At 63.7% G+C, this 17,499-nt stretch carries 14 protein-coding genes; 2 read left to right on the top strand and 12 right to left on the bottom strand.

Features of this window, described 5'->3' with window-relative positions; all coding sequences use genetic code 11:
- Positions 1 to 102 precede the first annotated feature (102 nt).
- The 3 genes from NKH33_RS01575 to NKH33_RS01565 form a co-directional block, all read right to left on the bottom strand.
- Positions 103 to 2,085, bottom strand: coding sequence for an ABC transporter permease (locus NKH33_RS01575; protein ID WP_352612316.1), 1,983 nt, complete (start codon positions 2,083 to 2,085; stop codon positions 103 to 105).
- Positions 2,082 to 3,161: a quaternary amine ABC transporter ATP-binding protein gene (locus NKH33_RS01570; RefSeq protein WP_352918015.1), complete on the bottom strand. Its 1,080-nt coding sequence runs from the start codon at positions 3,159 to 3,161 to the stop codon at positions 2,082 to 2,084. The genes NKH33_RS01575 and NKH33_RS01570 overlap by 4 nt, the downstream gene beginning before the upstream one ends.
- A 74-nt stretch (positions 3,162 to 3,235) precedes the next feature.
- On the bottom strand, positions 3,236 to 4,210 hold the full coding sequence (locus tag NKH33_RS01565) for an ABC transporter substrate-binding protein (RefSeq protein ID WP_352918014.1): 975 nt from the start codon (positions 4,208 to 4,210) through the stop codon (positions 3,236 to 3,238).
- A gap of 469 nt (positions 4,211 to 4,679) precedes the next feature.
- Between NKH33_RS01565 and NKH33_RS01560 the strand changes: the two genes are divergently transcribed.
- Positions 4,680 to 5,762 (top strand): D-alanine--D-alanine ligase family protein, encoded by a 1,083-nt coding sequence (locus NKH33_RS01560; protein WP_352918013.1) that lies wholly within the window; start codon positions 4,680 to 4,682, stop codon positions 5,760 to 5,762.
- A gap of 52 nt (positions 5,763 to 5,814) precedes the next feature.
- Here NKH33_RS01560 and NKH33_RS01555 read toward each other — a convergent pair whose 3' ends face one another.
- The 5 genes from NKH33_RS01555 to NKH33_RS01535 form a co-directional block, all read right to left on the bottom strand.
- A complete protein-coding gene (locus NKH33_RS01555; protein ID WP_352918011.1) occupies positions 5,815 to 6,600 on the bottom strand; it encodes a glucose 1-dehydrogenase in 786 nt (261 codons plus the stop codon).
- An 8-nt stretch (positions 6,601 to 6,608) separates the two neighbouring features.
- Positions 6,609 to 7,373: an SDR family oxidoreductase gene (locus tag NKH33_RS01550; protein WP_352918009.1), complete on the bottom strand. Its 765-nt coding sequence runs from the start codon at positions 7,371 to 7,373 to the stop codon at positions 6,609 to 6,611.
- A 125-nt stretch (positions 7,374 to 7,498) separates the two neighbouring features.
- Positions 7,499 to 9,007 carry a sugar ABC transporter ATP-binding protein gene (locus NKH33_RS01545; protein ID WP_352473403.1) on the bottom strand — a complete coding sequence of 503 codons (1,509 nt, stop codon included), beginning with the start codon at positions 9,005 to 9,007 and terminating at the stop codon, positions 7,499 to 7,501.
- Positions 9,008 to 9,040: 33 nt separating this feature from the next.
- Positions 9,041 to 9,979: a sugar ABC transporter substrate-binding protein gene (locus NKH33_RS01540; RefSeq protein ID WP_023674026.1), complete on the bottom strand. Its 939-nt coding sequence runs from the start codon at positions 9,977 to 9,979 to the stop codon at positions 9,041 to 9,043.
- Positions 9,980 to 10,129: 150 nt separating this feature from the next.
- Positions 10,130 to 11,113 (bottom strand): ABC transporter permease, encoded by a 984-nt coding sequence (locus NKH33_RS01535; RefSeq protein WP_502893735.1) that lies wholly within the window; start codon positions 11,111 to 11,113, stop codon positions 10,130 to 10,132.
- Between the two features lie 308 nt (positions 11,114 to 11,421).
- Here NKH33_RS01535 and NKH33_RS01530 point away from each other — a divergent pair, with 308 nt between their 5' ends.
- Positions 11,422 to 12,384: a sugar-binding transcriptional regulator gene (locus tag NKH33_RS01530; RefSeq protein WP_352918007.1), complete on the top strand. Its 963-nt coding sequence runs from the start codon at positions 11,422 to 11,424 to the stop codon at positions 12,382 to 12,384.
- Here the strand turns inward: NKH33_RS01530 and NKH33_RS01525 are convergent.
- The 4 genes from NKH33_RS01525 to NKH33_RS01510 all read right to left on the bottom strand — a co-directional run bounded on the left by NKH33_RS01525 (position 12,381) and on the right by NKH33_RS01510 (position 17,314).
- Positions 12,381 to 13,874: a xylulokinase gene (locus NKH33_RS01525; protein ID WP_352918005.1), complete on the bottom strand. Its 1,494-nt coding sequence runs from the start codon at positions 13,872 to 13,874 to the stop codon at positions 12,381 to 12,383. The two genes, NKH33_RS01530 and NKH33_RS01525, sit on opposite strands and share 4 nt — an antisense overlap.
- Positions 13,875 to 13,894: 20 nt before the next feature.
- Positions 13,895 to 15,217, bottom strand: a complete 1,323-nt coding sequence (locus NKH33_RS01520; protein ID WP_352473396.1) for an NAD(P)H-dependent oxidoreductase — start codon at positions 15,215 to 15,217, stop codon at positions 13,895 to 13,897.
- 214 nt (positions 15,218 to 15,431) lie between these two features.
- Complete coding sequence (locus NKH33_RS01515; protein WP_352473395.1) at positions 15,432 to 16,538, bottom strand: mandelate racemase/muconate lactonizing enzyme family protein; 1,107 nt, start codon at positions 16,536 to 16,538, stop codon at positions 15,432 to 15,434.
- Between the two features lie 50 nt (positions 16,539 to 16,588).
- Entirely contained in the window at positions 16,589 to 17,314 is a 726-nt protein-coding gene (locus NKH33_RS01510; RefSeq protein WP_352473393.1) for a GntR family transcriptional regulator, read from the bottom strand.
- Positions 17,315 to 17,499: the final 185 nt, after the last annotated feature.

Here is a 17,499-nt window from a genome sequence, read left to right as displayed (position 1 = left end):
AAACGAGCAATAATCCCGAATGGCTATGTCTTTAGACGTAGGGATCGGTGCCTCGTTAACGGCGCGCTTGGCGGCAGCTTCCTGAGGCCGTCCTATTCCGGACTATCCCAGCCTTGCCCGAGCCTTCGCCGTCCAGGCGTTGAACAGCCGGTCTGCGACGATGCCGATGAAGGCGATGGCTAGGCCGGCGACGATGCCGCGACCGGAATCGGCCTTGGACAGGGCGATGAACACCTCCTGGCCGAGATCGCGCGTGCCGACCATGGCGCAGATGATGATCATCGCCAGCGCCATCAGGATGGTCTGGTTGACGCCGAGCATGATCTCGGGCAACGCCAGCGGCAGCTGCACGCGAAAGAAGGTCTGGCGCCTGGTGCAGCCCGAAACCTTCGCCGCCTCGATCAGCGCCGGCGGCACCTGCCGGATCCCGTGATTGGTGTAGCGGATCGCCGGCACCACGGCGAACGCGACGGTGGCGATCATCGCGGTGACGTCGCCGACCCTGAACAGCATCACCACCGGAATGATGAAGCAGAACGACGGCAGCACCTGCAGCGTGTCGATGACCGGCGTGACGGTCTTTTCGAAGCGGTCGCTGCGCGATGCCATCAGCCCGATCGGGATGCCGATCAGGCAGGCGATAAAGGCGGAGATGCCGCACAAATAGACCGTCGCCATGGTCTTTTCCCAAAGTCCGGTGACGGCGCAGAACGCTGTCAAAGCCGCGACCAGGGCGGCGAGGCGCAAGCCGCCGAGCTGGTAGCCGGCAAGGCCGAGGAGACACACCGCGCCCAGCCACGGAAAGCCCTCGCAGAAGGCGCGCACCGGGTTCAGCACGTTGAGGATAAGCGCCACGCGGAACGCTTCGATCGTGTCGAAGAAGTTGATGGTGATCCAGTTCACCGCCGCCTTCCACAAAGGCGCGGTGGTGAAGGTGATCGCCTTCGGCACCGTGGCGAACGCCGGCACGAACAGGCCGAGCAGCGTGGCGACGGCGAGGATGGCAACGGCCAGCGTCAGATTGGGATAGCGCCGCCAGAAACTGGTGCTGGCCTGGTGGCGGACATTGCCCTTGGCGTGATTGTGCGCGATCGCCTGGCTCAGCCGGTCGAGTGCAATTGCCAGTGCGACGATCGCGAGGCCAGCTTCCATCGCCTCGCCGACCTTGAGCGCGCGCAACGCCAAAAGCACGTCATAGCCGAGCCCACCGGCACCGATCATCGAGGCGATGATCACCATATTGAGCGCCAGCATGATGACCTGGTTGACGCCGACCATCAATGTCGGCCGCGCCGACGGCAACAGCACCCGCCACAGCTTCTGCCGTGCCGTGCAGCCGGCCATCTCGCTGAAATCGTCGATCTCTGACGGCACCCGCGACAGGCCGAGCATCGTCGCCCGCACCATTGGCGGCGTCGCGAAAATTGCCGTCGCGATCATTGCCGAGACCGGGCTGTTGCCGAACAGAAGCAGCATCGGGATCAGATAGGCGAAGGTCGGGATCGTCTGCATCAGATCGAGGGCAGGGGAGATCAACAACCTCTCCGCCCAAGGCTTGCGCCATGCCCAGATGCCGGCGAACAGCCCGGTGACAATGCAAAACGGCACGGCGATCGAGATCAAGCCCAGCGTCAGCATGGCGCTGGTCCACTGCCCGAACAGCGCGATGTAGAGAAAACAGCCGCCGGCCAGCGCACCCAGCTTCCAGCCGCCGGCGGCGCGTCCGGCAAGGTAGGCGGCAGCGCACACGCCGACCCAGGACAGGCGCGGCAAGACGATCATATCCGCACCATGGCCGATCTTGAAATTCTTGGCCAGAAGACCGAGCGCGAAATCGAGCGGCACGCCAAGCACCGCGGTGATCGAGCGGGTCAGCCAGGAGAAGTTCGACTTCACCCAGTTCATCAGCGCACCGACCCAGTCAGCGACAGGAACGATCGCGCCGGCCGGGTAATTGACCGCCCAGGGCAGGCTTTCCTGCAGCAGGAAGACAATAAGCACGGCGGCGAGCGCACAGGCCCAGATCGCCAGCCAGGTTTGAACCGGCCGGGGCCTCGCTGCGCTGGCGCTTGCCGTGACGGTCATCCGCCGGCCCCACGACGCTCGATGCCGGCGAGAAGATCGACCACCGCCTGCGGCGTGACTTCGCCGATCGGCTTGCCGGTGCCGTTGACCACCGCGAAGGGCTTGCCGGCAGAGACGATATCTGCACAAAAACTTGATATCTTGGCATCCGGCGCGACCGTGCCGCCGTACTCGGCGCCGTCGCAGGCGCGCATCAGGCGGCGCGCCGAGATCACCTTGGCGCGATCGACATCGCGGGTGAATTCGGCGACATAGTCGGTCGCAGGGTTGACCACCAGCTCTTCCGGCGTGCCGATCTGGATGACCTCGCCGTCCTTCATGATGGCGATCCGGTCGGCCAGCCGGATGGCCTCGTCGAAATCATGGGTGATGAAGACGATGGTCTTGTGCAGCATGGTCTGCAGCCGGATCAGCTCGTCCTGCATCTCACGGCGGATCAGCGGATCGAGAGCCGAGAACGGCTCGTCGAGGAACCAGATTTCCGGCTTTGTGGCGAGGCTGCGGGCGATGCCGACACGCTGCTGCTGTCCGCCGGAAAGCTCGCGCGGATAGAAATGCTCGCGGCCGCGCAAGCCAACCAGCTCGATGACTTCACGGGCCCGCTTCTCGCGCGTCGGCCGGTCCTGCCCCTGGATGCCCAAGGGAAAGGCGATGTTCTCCAGTACGTTGAGATGCGGCAGCAAGGCAAAATTCTGGAACACCATGCCCATGCGATGGCGTCGCAGCTCGATCAGCGCGGCATCGGAAATCTTGAGCAGGTCCTTGCCTTCAAACTCGACCTTGCCGTGGGTCGGCTCGATCAGCCGTGACATGCAGCGCACCAGCGTCGACTTGCCTGACCCCGAAAGTCCCATGATGATGAAGATCTCGCCCTGGCGGATTTCGAGATCGACGGCGCGCACCGCGCCAACCAGTCCGGCAGCGGCGATGTCCGCCAGGCTGGCCTTGCCGTCGCGCCGGCGGATGAAATCGGCCGCGTCCGCCCCGAACAGCTTCCAGACATTGCGACAGCCAAGCTTTATCGGGCGGGCATCCTTGCCCGTTGCTTTCACCGCCTGTTCAATCGTATCGCTCATGCAATCGTCCTTCTGGAATAGGGGATCGAGACCCGGCCCTGACTGGCCGGGTCGTCGCGTTTCCAGTCAGACGGTCACTCGGCCCAGGCTTTCCAGTCGGCTTCGTGGGCGGCGATCCAGGCGGCGGCGACGTCTTCCGGCGTCTTGCCTTCGAGATCGATCTCGCCGCTCATCTTGTTGAGCTCGTCGGTATCGACCGTGTAGTTTTTCGCGACCTTGTAGGCGACCGGCCATTTGTCCTTCATGCCGGCCCAGGAATATTTCCAGATCTCGCCATGCGGCTTGCCGCAGTCATATTTCGCGTCGGGGTTCACACCCCATTTCGGGTCAGTGTAGCACTCTGTCGTATAGTCGGGGAATTCGACCCATTCGCCCTTGTATTTGGCTGGCGCCCAATGCGGCGAATAGATCCACAGCATGATCGGCGCCTTGCGCTGATAGGCCGAGTCCAGTTCGGCGAACATCGCCGCGTCGGTGCCGGCATGGATGACGGTGAAGGGCAGTTTCAGCGCCTCGACGCGTTCGTCGTCAAAACCTTCCCATGTCACGGGTCCGCCAAGATAACGCCCCTTCGGCGCGGTTTCGGCCGTCGAGAAGGCCTCGGCGCATTTCGGGTCTTTCAGCGCTTCCCAGTTCGGCAGGCCGGGGCATTTCTCTTTCATATATTCGGGAAACCACCATTCTTCCTTGGCCTTGGGTCCGAGCTTGCCGAGGCGTTCGGTCTGGCCCGTCGCGTCCGAGGCCTTCATCGCCTCGCCGGCCGTCGTGTCCCAGAATTCCAGGCCGACATCGATGTCGCCATTGGTCAGGCCGGTGGTCAGGCTGGAGAGATAGTCCGCGGTCGGATACTCGACGGTATAGCCGAGCTTTTCGAGGATGCCGCCGAGTATCTTGGCGTTCAGATTGACGCTGGTCCAATCGAACAGCGCGATCTTGATCGGGTCGTTGGATTCCGGCGCCGCCGCATAGGCCGAAGACGTCAGCGCGCTCGCTGCGGCAAGTGTTAAGGCTCCCATTGAGAAATTCGAAATCATGCTCCGAAGTGACATGCTTGTTCTCCTGTCAAGCTCTGGTGGAAATTATCGTTAGTTCCCTTCTTGCGTCTTTTTTTGATTGTGTTGGAAAAGCTGGTCGTTGCGCAAGGCCGTAGGCGCCACAATGCTGCCGAAGCGGATGCCGGCGCAAAACGGGGGTGGTGCCCAAATTGGTGAAGATGTGGCGGGACCGGCCGCGTCATGACTGCCGAAGGATTGCTGCCAAAGCAGTCATCCACGGATCGATCGCCGGTCTTGAGGGGCAAACCATCAAAGTCCCATGATCTCGGCTGTTGGCTCCGCAACTCGCCCAGAGCCACTTTCATGAGATGAAATTATATATACCAACGGTCATGTCGCGCAACGAATAACGCCGGTGCCAATTTCACGGCCCGTCTTTTTACATGGATCCGCAGATCGGTTCGAAAAAAGCCAAGGTTGCCGATCATCCCGTATGCGAGCCGCAAGATAGGATACCGATACAATGCAGCAGACCTCTTCCTTGAACAGACTGCGCATCGCCGTGCTCTTTGGCGGACGTTCCGCCGAGCATGACGTTTCGGTGCTTTCAGCAACCAATGTCATGCGTGCGCTGCTGCCCGCCAAATACGATGCCGTCCCAATCTTCGTCACGCGCGAAGGACAGTGGCTGCTGAGCAGCTTCCAGGATGGTACGCTCGCAAAGCCTGCGGGCGGTTTGGAAGTTTGCCTGGTTCCGGGCGGGCACGGACGGATGATGGCGATCCCGGCCGACGGCACGCCCTATGACCTGCCGAAGATCGACATCCTGTTTCCCGTACTGCACGGCTCTCATGGCGAAGACGGCTCGGTACAGGGGGTGGCCGAGGTGGCTCGGGTGCCGCTCGCCGGCTGCGGCATCCTGGGTTCGGCAACCGCGCTGGACAAGGACATCGCCAAACGGCTCCTGGAAGCGGCGGGGCTGCCAATCGCGCGCTCAGTGACGATCCATGAAGGTGCGGCGCCCGCCCTCGCCACACTGGAAGGCGAGCTCGGCCTGCCGTTCTTCATCAAACCGGCGCGTCAGGGATCGTCTGTCGGCGTCGGAAAAGTCCATGCCAGCCAGGAATTCGATGGAGCGCTTGCTGAAGCCTTCCGGCACGATTGCAAGCTGTTGGCTGAGGAATTCATTCGTGGGCGCGAGATCGAATATAGCGTGTTGGAGGACCCGGCAGGCGACCTGTTCGTCTCGCGGCCAGGCGAGATCGTGCCGGCCGAAAGCCACGATTTCTATAGCTACGATGCCAAATACATCGACGAGAACGGCGCGGCGCTAAGAGTGCCGGCCGATCTGCCGCCGGAGGTCGAGGCAGGCATGCGGGACGTGGCCGCAAGGGCTTTCAGAGCCGTCGGCTGTGACGGGATGGCCCGCATCGACTTCTTTCTGACGCCGGACATGCAGTTCCTGGTCAATGAAATCAACACCATCCCCGGCTTCACCGACATCAGCATGTATTCCAAGGCAATGGCGGCAAGCGGCGTCAGCTATTCCGAAATCATCGACCGGCTCGTGGAACATGGATTGGCTCGGGCGGGCCGAGCAGCCTGAACGCAGCGAAGCGGCATTCATATCCGGTCGATGGTACGTCGGCCCGCGCCGCTCACGACATGATCAGGCCGCCATCGACATTGATGGTCTGGCCGGTGATGTAGGCCGCATCGTCGCTGGCGAGAAAGCTGACCAGGCCGGAGACATCCTCGCCGCTGCCGGCGCGGCCCATCGGGATGTTCTTCACCCATTCGGCCATCAACTCGCCGGGCTTGTACTCGCCCATCAACTTGCCCCATGCGGCGTCGTTATAGGCCCACATATCGGTGTCGATGATCCCGGGGCAGATCGCGTTGACGGTGATCTTCTCCTTCGCCACTTCCTTGGCCAGGCTCTGGGTGACGCCGACGACGCCGAATTTCGACGCCGCATAATGCGGCGTGTAGATAAAGCCCTGCCGCGCCTGGCCGGATGCGGTGTTGATCAGCCGGCCGCCATCGCCATGCTTGCGGATGCGCGCGATCGCCTCCTGGCAGCACAGGAACACGCCCTTGGTGTTGACCGCCATCACCTTGTCCCATTCGGCCTCGGTCATCGCCTCGATCCTGGCGATGGTGATGACACCGGCATTCTGCACGGAGATATCGACGCGGCCGAACTCCTGCTCGGCCAGGTCATAGAGGGCGACGACTTCGTCTTTCTTCGTCACATCCATGCGCAGCGATGCGACCCTGGCGCCCGCAGCCTTGAGATCGGCGGCGACCTCTTCGACGCGCGCGTCGATGGCGCTGACGACGACCGCGGCACCTTCCGCCGCGAAGCGCCTGGCCATTGCCGCGCCGATGCCGCCGCTGGCGCCGGTGATGACCGCCGTTTTTCCCTGGAATCGCTTCTGCATCTTTTCTCCTACCAGCAGACGAAGCCGCCATCGACGATCAGGTCGATGCCGGTGACGAAACTCGAGGCGCGGCTGGCCAGGAACACGGTCGGGCCGACCATCTCTTCCGGCGCCGCCATGCGGCCCATCGGCGTGTCGCGCTCAAAGATCCTGACCTGGTCGGCGACCTCCGGCCGCTTGTTCATCGGCGTCAGCGTGTAGCCGGGGCTGACGACATTGACGCGCAGGTCGCGATCGGCCCATTCCATGGCGAGGCTCTTCGACATGTGGATCACCGCGGCCTTCGACGAATTGTAATGCGCCTGGGTCAGACCGCGATTGACGATCGAGCCCGACATCGACGCGATGTTGATGATCGAGCCCTTGCGTCGCGTCAGCATGGCGCGGGCCTCGGCCTGGCAGGACAGGAACACGCCGCTGACGTTGACGTCATAGAGCTTCTGCCATTTCTCCAGCGACAGCGTCTCTGCCGGCTCAGCTCCGGCGACGCCGGCATTGTTGACGGCGATGGTCAACGCGCCGAGTTCCATCTCCGTACACTCGATCGCGGCCGCGAGATCGGCGTCTGAAGTCACCGTGCCGGTCAGCACCAGCGCCTTGCGGCCGAGTGCCGTGATCCGGTGCGCGGTCTCCTCCAGCCCGCCTTTCGAGGCATGGCCGAAGCAGGCTATGTCGGCGCCGGCCTCGGCCAGCCCAATGGCGATTGCCTGCCCGATGCCGCTGCCGGCGCCTGTCACAAGTGCCACGTCACCATGAAGGTCGAATAATTTCATCGTCGGTCCCTCTGCTCCAACCGCCGTCCTCCGGAAATAAAGGGGCGCCAACTCTGTTGCTGGCGCCCCGCGCGGTCTGGTGCCCGGGAGGATACCACCTGCTGCGCTTTGTTTCGATGGGCGTCCTAGCTCGTGGCTAGTTCCATCACGGCGATATTGCTTGCTTCGCTGCGGTCGAGAATGCCGCGTTGCCGGCCGCGGCTCAGCACCAGCACGCGATGTGACAGGCCGAGCACTTCCTCGAGGTCGGAGCTCACCACCACCACCGCCATGCCGGAGCGGGCAAGGTCGGCGATGACATCATAGATCGCGGCGCGTGCACCGACGTCGATGCCGCGCGTCGGCTCGTCCAGGATGAACACCTTGGGCGGGCGCGACACCCATTTGGCGATGATCACCTTCTGCTGGTTGCCGCCTGAAAGCTTGCTGACCGCCTGGTTCGGCCGGCCCTTGACGCCAAGCCGGCGAATGCCGGCCTCGGCGAATTTCTGCACCGCCTTCGGAAACACCCAGCCATTCGGCGCGACATGGTCGAAATTGCCGATCGCCAGGTTCTCGCCGATCGTCTGGTCGAGCACCACGCCCTGCGCCTTGCGGTCTTCCGGTACCAGGACGACGCCGGCCTTGATCGCCGCCGCCGGGCCATTGAGATGCACCGGCTTGCCGGCGACGCGCACCGATCCCGATGAGATCGGATCGGCACCGGCGATCGCCCGCACCAGCTCCGTGCGTCCGGCGCCGATCAGCCCGGCAATGCCGAGGATTTCGCCGGCCCGCACTGAAAAGCTGACATTTTGAAAGCTGCGTTCCGGCGAGGACAGGTTCTCGACCTCGAGCAGCGTGTCGTTGCCCGGCGCCGATATCGTAGGGAACATCCGCTCGACACTGCGGCCGACCATTTGCTCGACGACGGTGCGCACCGGAATGTCGGCGCGCTCGTGCCGGGCGACGATGCGCCCGTCGCGCATCACCACCACGCGATCAGCGATCTGGGCGATCTCGTCCAGCCGGTGGCTGATATAGATGAAGGACATGCCTTCCGCCTTGAGCTTGCGGATCTGCTGGAACAGGAGCTCCGTTTCCTCGCCGCCAAGGGCGGCCGTCGGTTCGTCGAAGATCAGCAGCTCGGCATTGAGCGTCAGCGCCTTGGCGATCTCGACCTGCTGCTGGGCGGCGATACGCAGCGTGCGCACCTTGCGCTCGGGCGAGACATCGAGGCCGAGGCGCTTCAACTGGGCCGATGCCCGTGCGTTCATTGCCGCGCGGTCGATGCGGCCGCCACGCATCGGCAGGCGGCCGACATAGACATTTTCGGCGACCGACAGATCGGGCAAGAGCTTCAGCTCCTGGTGGATCATGCCGATGCCGGCGTCGATCGCCGCGGCAGGATTGGCGGGGGAATAAGGGTTCCCCCGCCAGGAGATGGTGCCAGCATCGGGTTTGGTCGAGCCGGCGATGATGTTCGAGACGGTGGACTTGCCGGCGCCGTTTTCGCCAAGCAGCGCCACGACCTCGCCCGGCCGCACCTCGAAGCTCGCATCGGCCAGGACCTGCACCGGCCCGTAGCTTTTGCAGAGGCCGCTGACGACGAGCCCGTTATTGGCGCTGTGCGTGTGGCGAGGATCGGTGGACATCGTTGCGCTCGTCGACTGCCGGACTGGTCTCAATCAGGGATGCTTGGCGATGAACTGCTCGACATTGTCCTTGGTGGTCAGCGTCGCATCCTGCAGTTGTTCGGCGGGAATGGTCTCGCCGGCCACCAGCTTGATTGCTGCGTCGACGGCGAGCCGGCCCATGCCCTGGGTTTGCTGCGTCGCGGTCACGTCGAAGACGCCGTCCTTCAGTGCCTTGAGCGCCGCCACATCGCCGTCGAAGCCGGCAACCCAGACCTTATGGCCGGGATTGGCGACCTTGACCGCCTGCGCCGCACCGAGCGCCAGCGCATCGGCCTGGCCGATGACGATCGACACGTCGGGGTGCGACTGCAACAGATCCTGCGTCAGCTTGAAACCTTCGTCCTGGTGCCAGCCTTCGCTCCACAATTCTCCGACAACCTTGATGTCGGGATAGCCTTTCAGCGCTTCGCCGCAGCCCTTCGAGCGGTCGACTTCGGGCGTCGTGCCCTTCTGGCCGTGGATGATGATCAGCTCGCCCTTGCCGCCGGCCTGCTTGGCGATGTAGTCGCAAACCGCCTTGGCCGATGCCACGCTGTTGGTTGCGATGAAGGTATCGCCGGGCGCGCCATCGGCGTTGCGGTCGACATTGACGACCGGGATGCCGGCAGCCTTGGCGGTCTTGGTCGGCACGGTGGCGGCGGTGGCGCCGGCCGGAATATAGATCAGCGCATCGATGTTCTGCGTGATCAGGTCCTGCACCTGGCTGACCTGAGTCGCCGAATCGCCCTTGGCGTCGACGGTAACGACCTCGATGCCCTTTTCCTTGCCGTAGGCTTCGACGGACTGCTTGATCTGGTTGAAGAAGTCGGCCTGCAGATTGGCGACGGCGAGCCCGAGCTTTTTGGCCTCCTTGGCCGAGGCCATGTCGGACAGGCCAAGCAGCGGGATGACGGCCGCGGCGGCAAGCAGCAATGAACGTTTGGTCAGCATGTTTATTCCTCCGTTGATGTTCAATCTGTCCTGCCCGCGCATCGCGGCGCCCCTTGGCCGAACAACTCCCAGTTTCGGATCACCGATCCGTTTTCGCCCGAATATCGGGGCGAATCTCATTGAGCCCAATTCTTCATTGTGCCCCATTCTTCATTGTGCTCGGCGCCGCCACGTGTCGGTGGCCACCGCCAGCGCGATCACCACGCCGATAACCACTTGCTGGATGAAGGGCGAGACACCGAGCAGGTTCAGCCCGTTGCGCAGCACGCCGATGATGAGGACGCCGATGGCTGTGCCGCCGATCGAACCGACGCCGCCCGACAGGCTGGCGCCGCCGATCACCACCGCCGCGATGGTGTCGAGTTCGTAGCCAAGGCCGGAGCTCGGCTGGACGGAATCGAGCCGGGCGGCAAGCACGATGCCGGCGAGACCGGCCAGCACGGCGCAGATCGCATAGACCCAGTTTGTCAGCGACTTGACCGGTATGCCGGACAGCCGGGCGACTTCGGCGCTGCCGCCGATTGCGTACAGGCTGCGGCCGGTAGCGCGATAATTCAGGAAGATCGCGAAAATGACGGCAAGCACGATCATCAGCCCGACGGTGACCGAGAGGAATCCGAAATGGCGGATTATCGACAGGCTGGTGAACCAGTCGGGAAAGCCGACGATCTGCGAGCCGTCGGTGATCATGTTGGCGAGGCCGCGCGCCACCGACATCATCGCCAACGTGGCGATGAAGGGCGGTAGCCTGGTGACCGTCACCAGCAGGCCCGAAACCAGGCCGCAAAGACCGGCGACGACGAGGGCCGCGGCGATGCCGGCGGGCAGGCCGAGATTGAGATAGTCCGGATGGGCGACGAAGCCCATCACCATGGAAGCCAGCGCCAGCACCGAGCCGACGGACAGGTCGATGCCGCCGATCAGGATGACCAGCGTCATGCCGATCGCCATGATGCCGAGCACGGTGACCTGGTCGAGCACGTTGAGGATGTTGCGGATGGTCAGGAACGTGTCGGTAGTCAGCGAGAGCGCCAGGCACAGCAGAGCCAGCCCGATCAGCGGACCCATGGTTCCGGCAAAGACAGCCGAAAACCTTGCGCCCGCCGTAGCCTGCGCGCCAGAGCCTGCCTTCAACTCGCCTGCCTTCAAATTGCTTGCGTCGTTGCTCACAGCCACTTTGTCTCCTCCACAGCAATCCGGCGCTGCATCACCGGGCCACTTTGCTCACCAGGCCCCTCCCTGTGAACAATTTATCTTTAACATGCAATTTTGTTCAGCTAAACTGTTCGTCGGAAAATTGTCAAGGCCTGCCGCTTCATTCGACGACGGGTTTGCGCTGTCCGCCGGTTTGCCTTACGCAAGGTCTCCGAAATCTTGGGCATTTCGAAGTCGCCGGATTGGAATATCATGAGCAGAGCCGGCGGCTGCGGCAAGGCAAACAGATGACGATCGTTGAGAACGAAAAAGCCTCGCGCTTCCCCGACGCCGAACTCAAGGCCCGCGCCGCCTGGCACTATTACGTCGAGGGTCTTACACAGGAGCGGATTTCCGAAATTCTCGGCGTCGGCCGCATCAAAGTGCATCGCATTCTCTCCGCCGCCCGCGAAGAGGGTGTCGTCCAGTTTCGCATCCGCGACAGCGTCGTCGAATGCGTGATTTTGGAGGAAAGCCTCAAGCAGCGGTTCGGGCTCAGCCAGGCTGTTGTCGTGCCGTCGGCGGCCGACCGAAGCAACGCGCCGCTGATGATCGGCCACGCCGCCGCCGCCTACCTGGCCGACCATGTGAATGCCGGCGATGTCATCGCACTGGGCTGGGGGCGGACACTGAAATTTGCCATCAATGAATTGCCGCGGCGGCCCATCGCCAGGACGACGGTGGTTTCGATGCTTGGCGGCCTCACCCATGCCCAGCCGCTTAACCCGACAGAAAGCGCCTGGGATTTCGCCGAAAAGATCGGTGCGGAGTGCTTCCTGCTGCCGGTGCCGGTCTATGCCGACAGGCCGGAGCAGCGCGACGCTTTCATGAGCCAGCGCAGCGTTCAGGACGTCGTCTTCCGTGCACGCCGGGCAAACATCGCCGTGCTCAGCGTCGGCTCGTTTTCCAACGACAGCCCGATCGCCAATTACGGCTTCATCAAGCCAAGCGAACTCGAGGAATTGCAGGCGGCCGGTGCCGTCGGCGATATTCTGTGTCATTTCATCGACGCCGAGGGCCGCCCGGTCGACCACGAGGTCAACCGCCGCGTCTGCGCCTATCCGCTGCAGGATCTGTCGGATATCCCGAGCATCATCCTGGTGTCGGGAGGCAGCGAGAAGGTAGCGGTAATGCGGGCTGCGCTCGCCAACACCAAGGTATCGGTTCTGATCACCGACGAAGACGCGGCCAAGGGCCTGCTCAACCGCTAGATTTCGCCGAGAGCGCTGAGGCGGGTGTGGATGTCGCGCGTCGCCTGATAAAGGTCGCGGTAGATTTCCTTGCGGCTGCGATAGGCGGCGACAAGCCCGTCGACCGGATCGACATGCCTGGTGGGAGCGGCAGCCATTGCCTGCGCGGCGGCTTCCGGCGAGGCAAACCAGCCGACAGCCGCTGCCGCCAGCATGGCAGCGCCGAGTGCGGCGGCTTCGTTGACCGGCGAAACCGAGAGCGGCCGCTCGAGCACGCTTGCCATGATCTGCATGAGCAGCGCGCAATTGGTGCCGCCGCCGGCGGCAATCATCGCGGCCGGTCCGCCGGCCTGGGCTTCCATGGCCTCGGTGGCGACGGCCTGCTCGAAGGCGATGCCTTCCAGGACAGCGCGGAAGAGATGCTCCGGCCGGTGATCCAGCGACAGGCCGACAATGGCGCCGCGCGCCGCACCGTCCCAATACGGGCTCATGACGCCGGCCCAATAGGGCATGATGAGCAGGCCCTCGCTGCCCGCGGCAACATCCAGCGCCACTTTCTCCAGCGCTGCCGCCGAGGGCGAACCGGTGGTTCGCACGATCCAGTCGACCAGCTGCATGCCCGAGCGCAGCACGGTCTCCAGCATGAAACCGGAGCCGGTCGGCGAAACCAGCGTGCGAAACGCGTCCGAGGTTTTCACCTTGCCGGAATAGCAGCCGCTGACCACGCCGGAGCCGAGCGAGAGATAGCTCTTGCCCTCCCCGTAGACGCCCATGCCGAGGCCCATCGCCTGGCCGTCCCCAGCGCCGGCAACGACCGGCGTGCCGGCCCTCAGGCCGGTCAGCTGCGCTATGCTTGCGGAAAGACTGCCGCAGACCACGCCTGGCGCGACCAGCTCGGGCAATTGCTCCGTCTGCAGTCCGGCGGCCGCAACGAGGCGGGGATGCCAGGTACCTTTCTCGACGTCGAGCAGCCCGAGCGGATCCGCACTTGCGGTGCTGGTGACCAATCGCCCGGTCAGCCGCTGGACGAAGAAACCGTGCACGTCGACCAGTGCCGCTGCCTGGCGAAGCACTTGCGGCTGGTGCTCGGCAAGCCAGGCAATGGCGTAGAGCGCCGGCGTCGGGTCCGGCGGCTTGCCGCTCCAGTCGCGGATCGCCTCGCGGCCGAGTTCGGCCGAAAGCCTGATAACTTGCGGCCGGGCGCGTTCGTCCAGCCACAGGATTGCCGGCATGAGTGCTTTGCCGGCGCTGTTCACCAGCGTGAAGGTCTCTCGCTGGTGAGCGATGCAAACCGCCGCCACCCGCGCTGCGCCGACCGCCTCGGTGACCTGCTTCAATGCGCCAAGCAGCGCCGTCCACCACTGTTCGGCCTCCTGCTCGAAATGGCCGGGCTTCGGATTTGAAAGCGGATAGGTCTCGCGCGCCTGGAACAGCTCCTCGCCGGCGCGGGTGAAGGCAATCGCCTTCACGGCCGTGGTCGAGGCGTCGATCCCGATTACGACATCGTCCATCAGGCGGAGATCCGGCGGGGTCAGGCTGCGTTTGTAACGAACCGTCCGTCCGACTGGTCGAGACGGCGGCGGATCTGGGTTATCACCATCGAATCGTCGGGTACACAATTTTCATAGGTCAGGAAGTCGCCGGTCTTGAGCGGCTTGACCACCTTGGCGCGTTCGGCAAGGCCGAGCGGCAGGGCGCCGCGGGCGCGCGCATCCCCCCAGGTCATGGCGAAGCCGCGATAGTCATTCTCGCCGATCATGCCGAGAGATTGGCCCACACCAAGATCGCTCTTGGCGACCGCCACCGCCTCGGCGACCGGATGGTCGAGCGGCTCCATGTCCGCACGCTTGTAGACCACCGCACGCGCCGCCGACAGCGGCACTTCCAGGCTGGTCAGATGATAGGGCCGGAAGATCGTGAAATAGGGCCCCTTGCCGACCTTGAGGTCGATCATGCGCTCCAGCACACGCGGATGCCGGGTCTCGATGATGCAGAACACGCCGGGCGCCACACCCTTGCCGATCGAGTAATCGACCACGCCCTTGCGATGCAGCACGCCGCCATCCTCGCGCGGGCAAAGCACGCTGGCCAGTTCCTCCAGCGTCGCGGTCGGGCCGTGCATGCCCGGCACGTCGGGCACCAGCCCGGTCGCATTGGCGATCGCCACCATCTCGATCGCCGTCTTCGAGCCGTCGACGAATTCGACCAGCATGCGCGCATTCATGTTGCGCTCGGCCGCCTCCTTCTCGTAGTCGGCCGGCATGGCGTCGATCTTCAGCGGATTGTTCTTGCCCTTGCCGGCGGCGATGATGTTGAAGCCGAGGCTCTTGGCAAAGCCGATGATCTCCAGCGTGCAGGCGGGCTCGTCGCCGGCCGCACCGGTATATACGACGCCAGCCTTACGCGCTTCGTCCTTGAGGAAACGGCCAATGGTGATGTCGGCCTCGACATTGAGCATGACGATGTGCTTGCCGTTCTTCATCACTTCCAGCGCGAACAGCGTGCCGATATTGGGATTGCCCGTCGCGTCGATGATGACGTCGATCCGGCCGGCCGCCGCCAGTGCATGCAAATCTTCGGTCACCGCGATCTTGCCGGCCTCGATGGCGCGGTCGATCGCGGCCGCATTGCCGGCCTGGACGATGTCCGAATGGTCATGGCCAGCGAGCAGCGCCGCGTCGATCGCTGCCTGCGGCCTGACTTCGGAAATAGCGCCGATCCGCATGCCCGGCATCAGCGCGACCTGGACGACGATGTCGGTGCCCATCTGTCCGGCGCCGGCAAGCCCGATGGTGATCGGCCCCTGCTGTTCAGCGCGCTGCAGAAGTTCCGCTGCAAATTGCGGATGGGACATGTCGTTTCCTCCAGTTCCTGACGCGCCGCAGCGTCCGAATCAGTATTTTGAACATTTCTATTTGCAAATGAAAAATATTTCAACCGGCAATTGGGCATTGTCGCTCTGCAATCGGCCGAAGACGATTGGATGAGCGGTCAATCCACACGGCCGTGCCTCCGCAGTCAGAAGGACGCGGCATATTCAGCTTGATTGGGTGCAGCCTTATTGCAGCTCAGCTGCCGATTTCGAAGAAGGGCGCACCAAGCAGGCCGGGAACGACATCGATGCCGAGGCCCGGCCCGTCCGGAATGCCCATGCGGCTGCCCGAAACCGGCGGCATGTTGGATGCGGTGCGCACCGTCACCCATTCGTGGAAGGCAATGGCGTGCAGCCGGCGCTCCTCCGGCGTCGACAGCGACAGATGCGCCATGGCCGATGTGTCGATCTCGGCGCCGCCAGTGTCCTCGACCGTGATCATGAAGCCGAGGTCGACGGCAAGGTCGCGGATCTGGCGCGTTTTGGTGACGCCACCGAGGCGTGAGATCTTCAGCGTCAGCCCGTCGGCCGCGCCCTTGCGATGGATATCGAGCATATCATCAAGCGAGGCGACGGATTCATCGAGCACCATCGGCTTGTCGAGCGAGCGGCGCACCGACAGGCATTCGTCGATCGTCGTGCAGGGCTGCTCGAACGTGTAGTCGATGGTGCGCGTCGCATCCACGAACTGGCGCGCCTGGTAAGACGTCCAACCGGCATTGGCGTCGCAGAAGATGACGGTGCCCTTCGGCACCGCGGCGGCAATGGCCGTGACGCGTTCGATGTCGTCATGGACGTTGCCGCCGACCTTGACTTGCAGCCGATGAAAGCCGTCCTTGACGATGCGCTTGGCGAGTGCGGCCATCGCGTCGACCGTGCCGTGGGTGACGACTTTGTAGAGTTCGGCCGTCTTGCTTTCGCGCCCGCCAAGCAGGGTGACCAGCGGCACGTCGGCGGCGCGCGCCGCGAGATCCGAGCACGCCATGTCGAGCGTCGACTTGACGTAGGGATGGCCCTTGAACACCGTGTCCATCAGCCTGTTGATACTGGCAAGCCCGCGTGGGTCATGGCCAATGAGATGCGGCGCGATCTCGACGACACCGGCGCGAGTACCCGCAGCGAAGGCAGGCGAATAGAAATTGCCAAGCGGCGCCATCTCGCCCCAGCCGGTTAGCCCGCTATCGGCGGTGACGGCGACGATCACCGCGTCGAACGCATCGGCGACACGCCCCTTCGACATGCGGTAGGGCCCGTCGACGAAGGGCTGCACGACATGGTAGGCCTTGATGGTTTTGATCTGCACGTTTTCTGTCCGTTGTCTCTGTTCCGGGATGTCCGTCAAATTTGTCGGGCTCAGCCGCCTCTAGGTCGGCCGGCACGATCGGCACCGGCGCCCTTTGAGCCGCGCTGTTCCAGCCCGCGCGCATAGGCGAGCAGTTCTTCGAAATCCAGGTCGATATGCTCCTTGGCGTGGCGCTGTGCGGCGCGCATGTCGCTGCCCTTGAGCAGCCGTACATAGGTCTCGTGAGCATCTTCGGCAGGCACCGGCTCGTTGCGCGCCCGCTGGTGCAACGCGAAATACATCTGCAGCCGGCTGGTCAGCCGTTGCCACGTTTCAAGCAGCACCGAATTGTCGGCCCATTCGTGGATCAGGCCATGCAGTTGCAGCGCTGTTTCGATCTGCCGCGTCGTGTCCAGTTCGCGCGTCGCCTGCTTCACCGCCGCATGACGCCGGTCGAGTTCGTCGAAGAAGCGCTGGTCGCGAAGCGGCCAGGTCCGCGCGATGGCGAACTCGTCGAGCACCTTGTTGAGCGAATAGGCGTCGTCGATGTCCTTGGCGGTGACGTCGATGACAAAGGTTCCGGCGTAGGGAATGCTGGTCAGGATGCCTTCCTGCACCAGCTCGCGCATCGCCTCGCGCAGCGGCGCGCGGCTCACCCGCATCTGCTCGGAAATCCTGAGTTCGTTGAGCTTCTGTCCAGGTTCCAGCTGGCCGGTCAGGATCGCCCGCCGGAGCAGCCCTACGATCTCGGCCCTGCGTGTCGTATCCGCGATCGGACTGAAATCCAGCTTTGCCATTCGGCTGCTCCAGGGAACCGAAATCAAGACAAGCAGATTGTCGACAATCTAACAAGAGGCGGGTTGTGGATTTCTTGACTTCCGCTTGGCCGGCTGGCTTGCGGCGCCGGCAAGGCCGTCAGGCCGCACGGCCGCAAAAACCGACCCGTCTTTCATCGCTGAACATCACACCGGCTTCTCGAAGC

Origin of the sequence: Mesorhizobium sp. M1182 (assembly GCF_040318335.1) — a bacterium.
In the GTDB taxonomy this organism is placed as follows: Bacteria; Pseudomonadota; Alphaproteobacteria; order Rhizobiales; family Rhizobiaceae; genus Mesorhizobium.
Note: the sequence above shows the minus strand (reverse complement) of the source record. Positions and strands in the feature narration are given on the sequence as shown.

Bases quoted from the DNA above. Each gene is read 5' to 3' on its own strand.
- NKH33_RS01540 (WP_023674026.1), bottom strand. From the start codon at position 9,979: ATGCTGACCAAACGTTCATTGCTGCTTGCCGCCGCGGCCGTCATCCCG.
- NKH33_RS01550 (WP_352918009.1), bottom strand. From the start codon at position 7,373: ATGAAATTATTCGACCTTCATGGTGACGTGGCACTTGTGACAGGCGCC.
- NKH33_RS01525 (WP_352918005.1), bottom strand. From the start codon at position 13,874: ATGGACGATGTCGTAATCGGGATCGACGCCTCGACCACGGCCGTGAAG.
- NKH33_RS01510 (WP_352473393.1), bottom strand. From the start codon at position 17,314: ATGGCAAAGCTGGATTTCAGTCCGATCGCGGATACGACACGCAGGGCC.
- NKH33_RS01570 (WP_352918015.1), bottom strand. From the start codon at position 3,161: ATGAGCGATACGATTGAACAGGCGGTGAAAGCAACGGGCAAGGATGCC.
- NKH33_RS01520 (WP_352473396.1), bottom strand. From the start codon at position 15,217: ATGTCCCATCCGCAATTTGCAGCGGAACTTCTGCAGCGCGCTGAACAG.
- NKH33_RS01575 (WP_352612316.1), bottom strand. From the start codon at position 2,085: ATGACCGTCACGGCAAGCGCCAGCGCAGCGAGGCCCCGGCCGGTTCAA.
- NKH33_RS01560 (WP_352918013.1), top strand. From the start codon at position 4,680: ATGCAGCAGACCTCTTCCTTGAACAGACTGCGCATCGCCGTGCTCTTT.
- NKH33_RS01565 (WP_352918014.1), bottom strand. From the start codon at position 4,210: ATGTCACTTCGGAGCATGATTTCGAATTTCTCAATGGGAGCCTTAACA.
- NKH33_RS01555 (WP_352918011.1), bottom strand. From the start codon at position 6,600: ATGCAGAAGCGATTCCAGGGAAAAACGGCGGTCATCACCGGCGCCAGC.
- NKH33_RS01545 (WP_352473403.1), bottom strand. From the start codon at position 9,007: ATGTCCACCGATCCTCGCCACACGCACAGCGCCAATAACGGGCTCGTC.
- NKH33_RS01530 (WP_352918007.1), top strand. From the start codon at position 11,422: ATGACGATCGTTGAGAACGAAAAAGCCTCGCGCTTCCCCGACGCCGAA.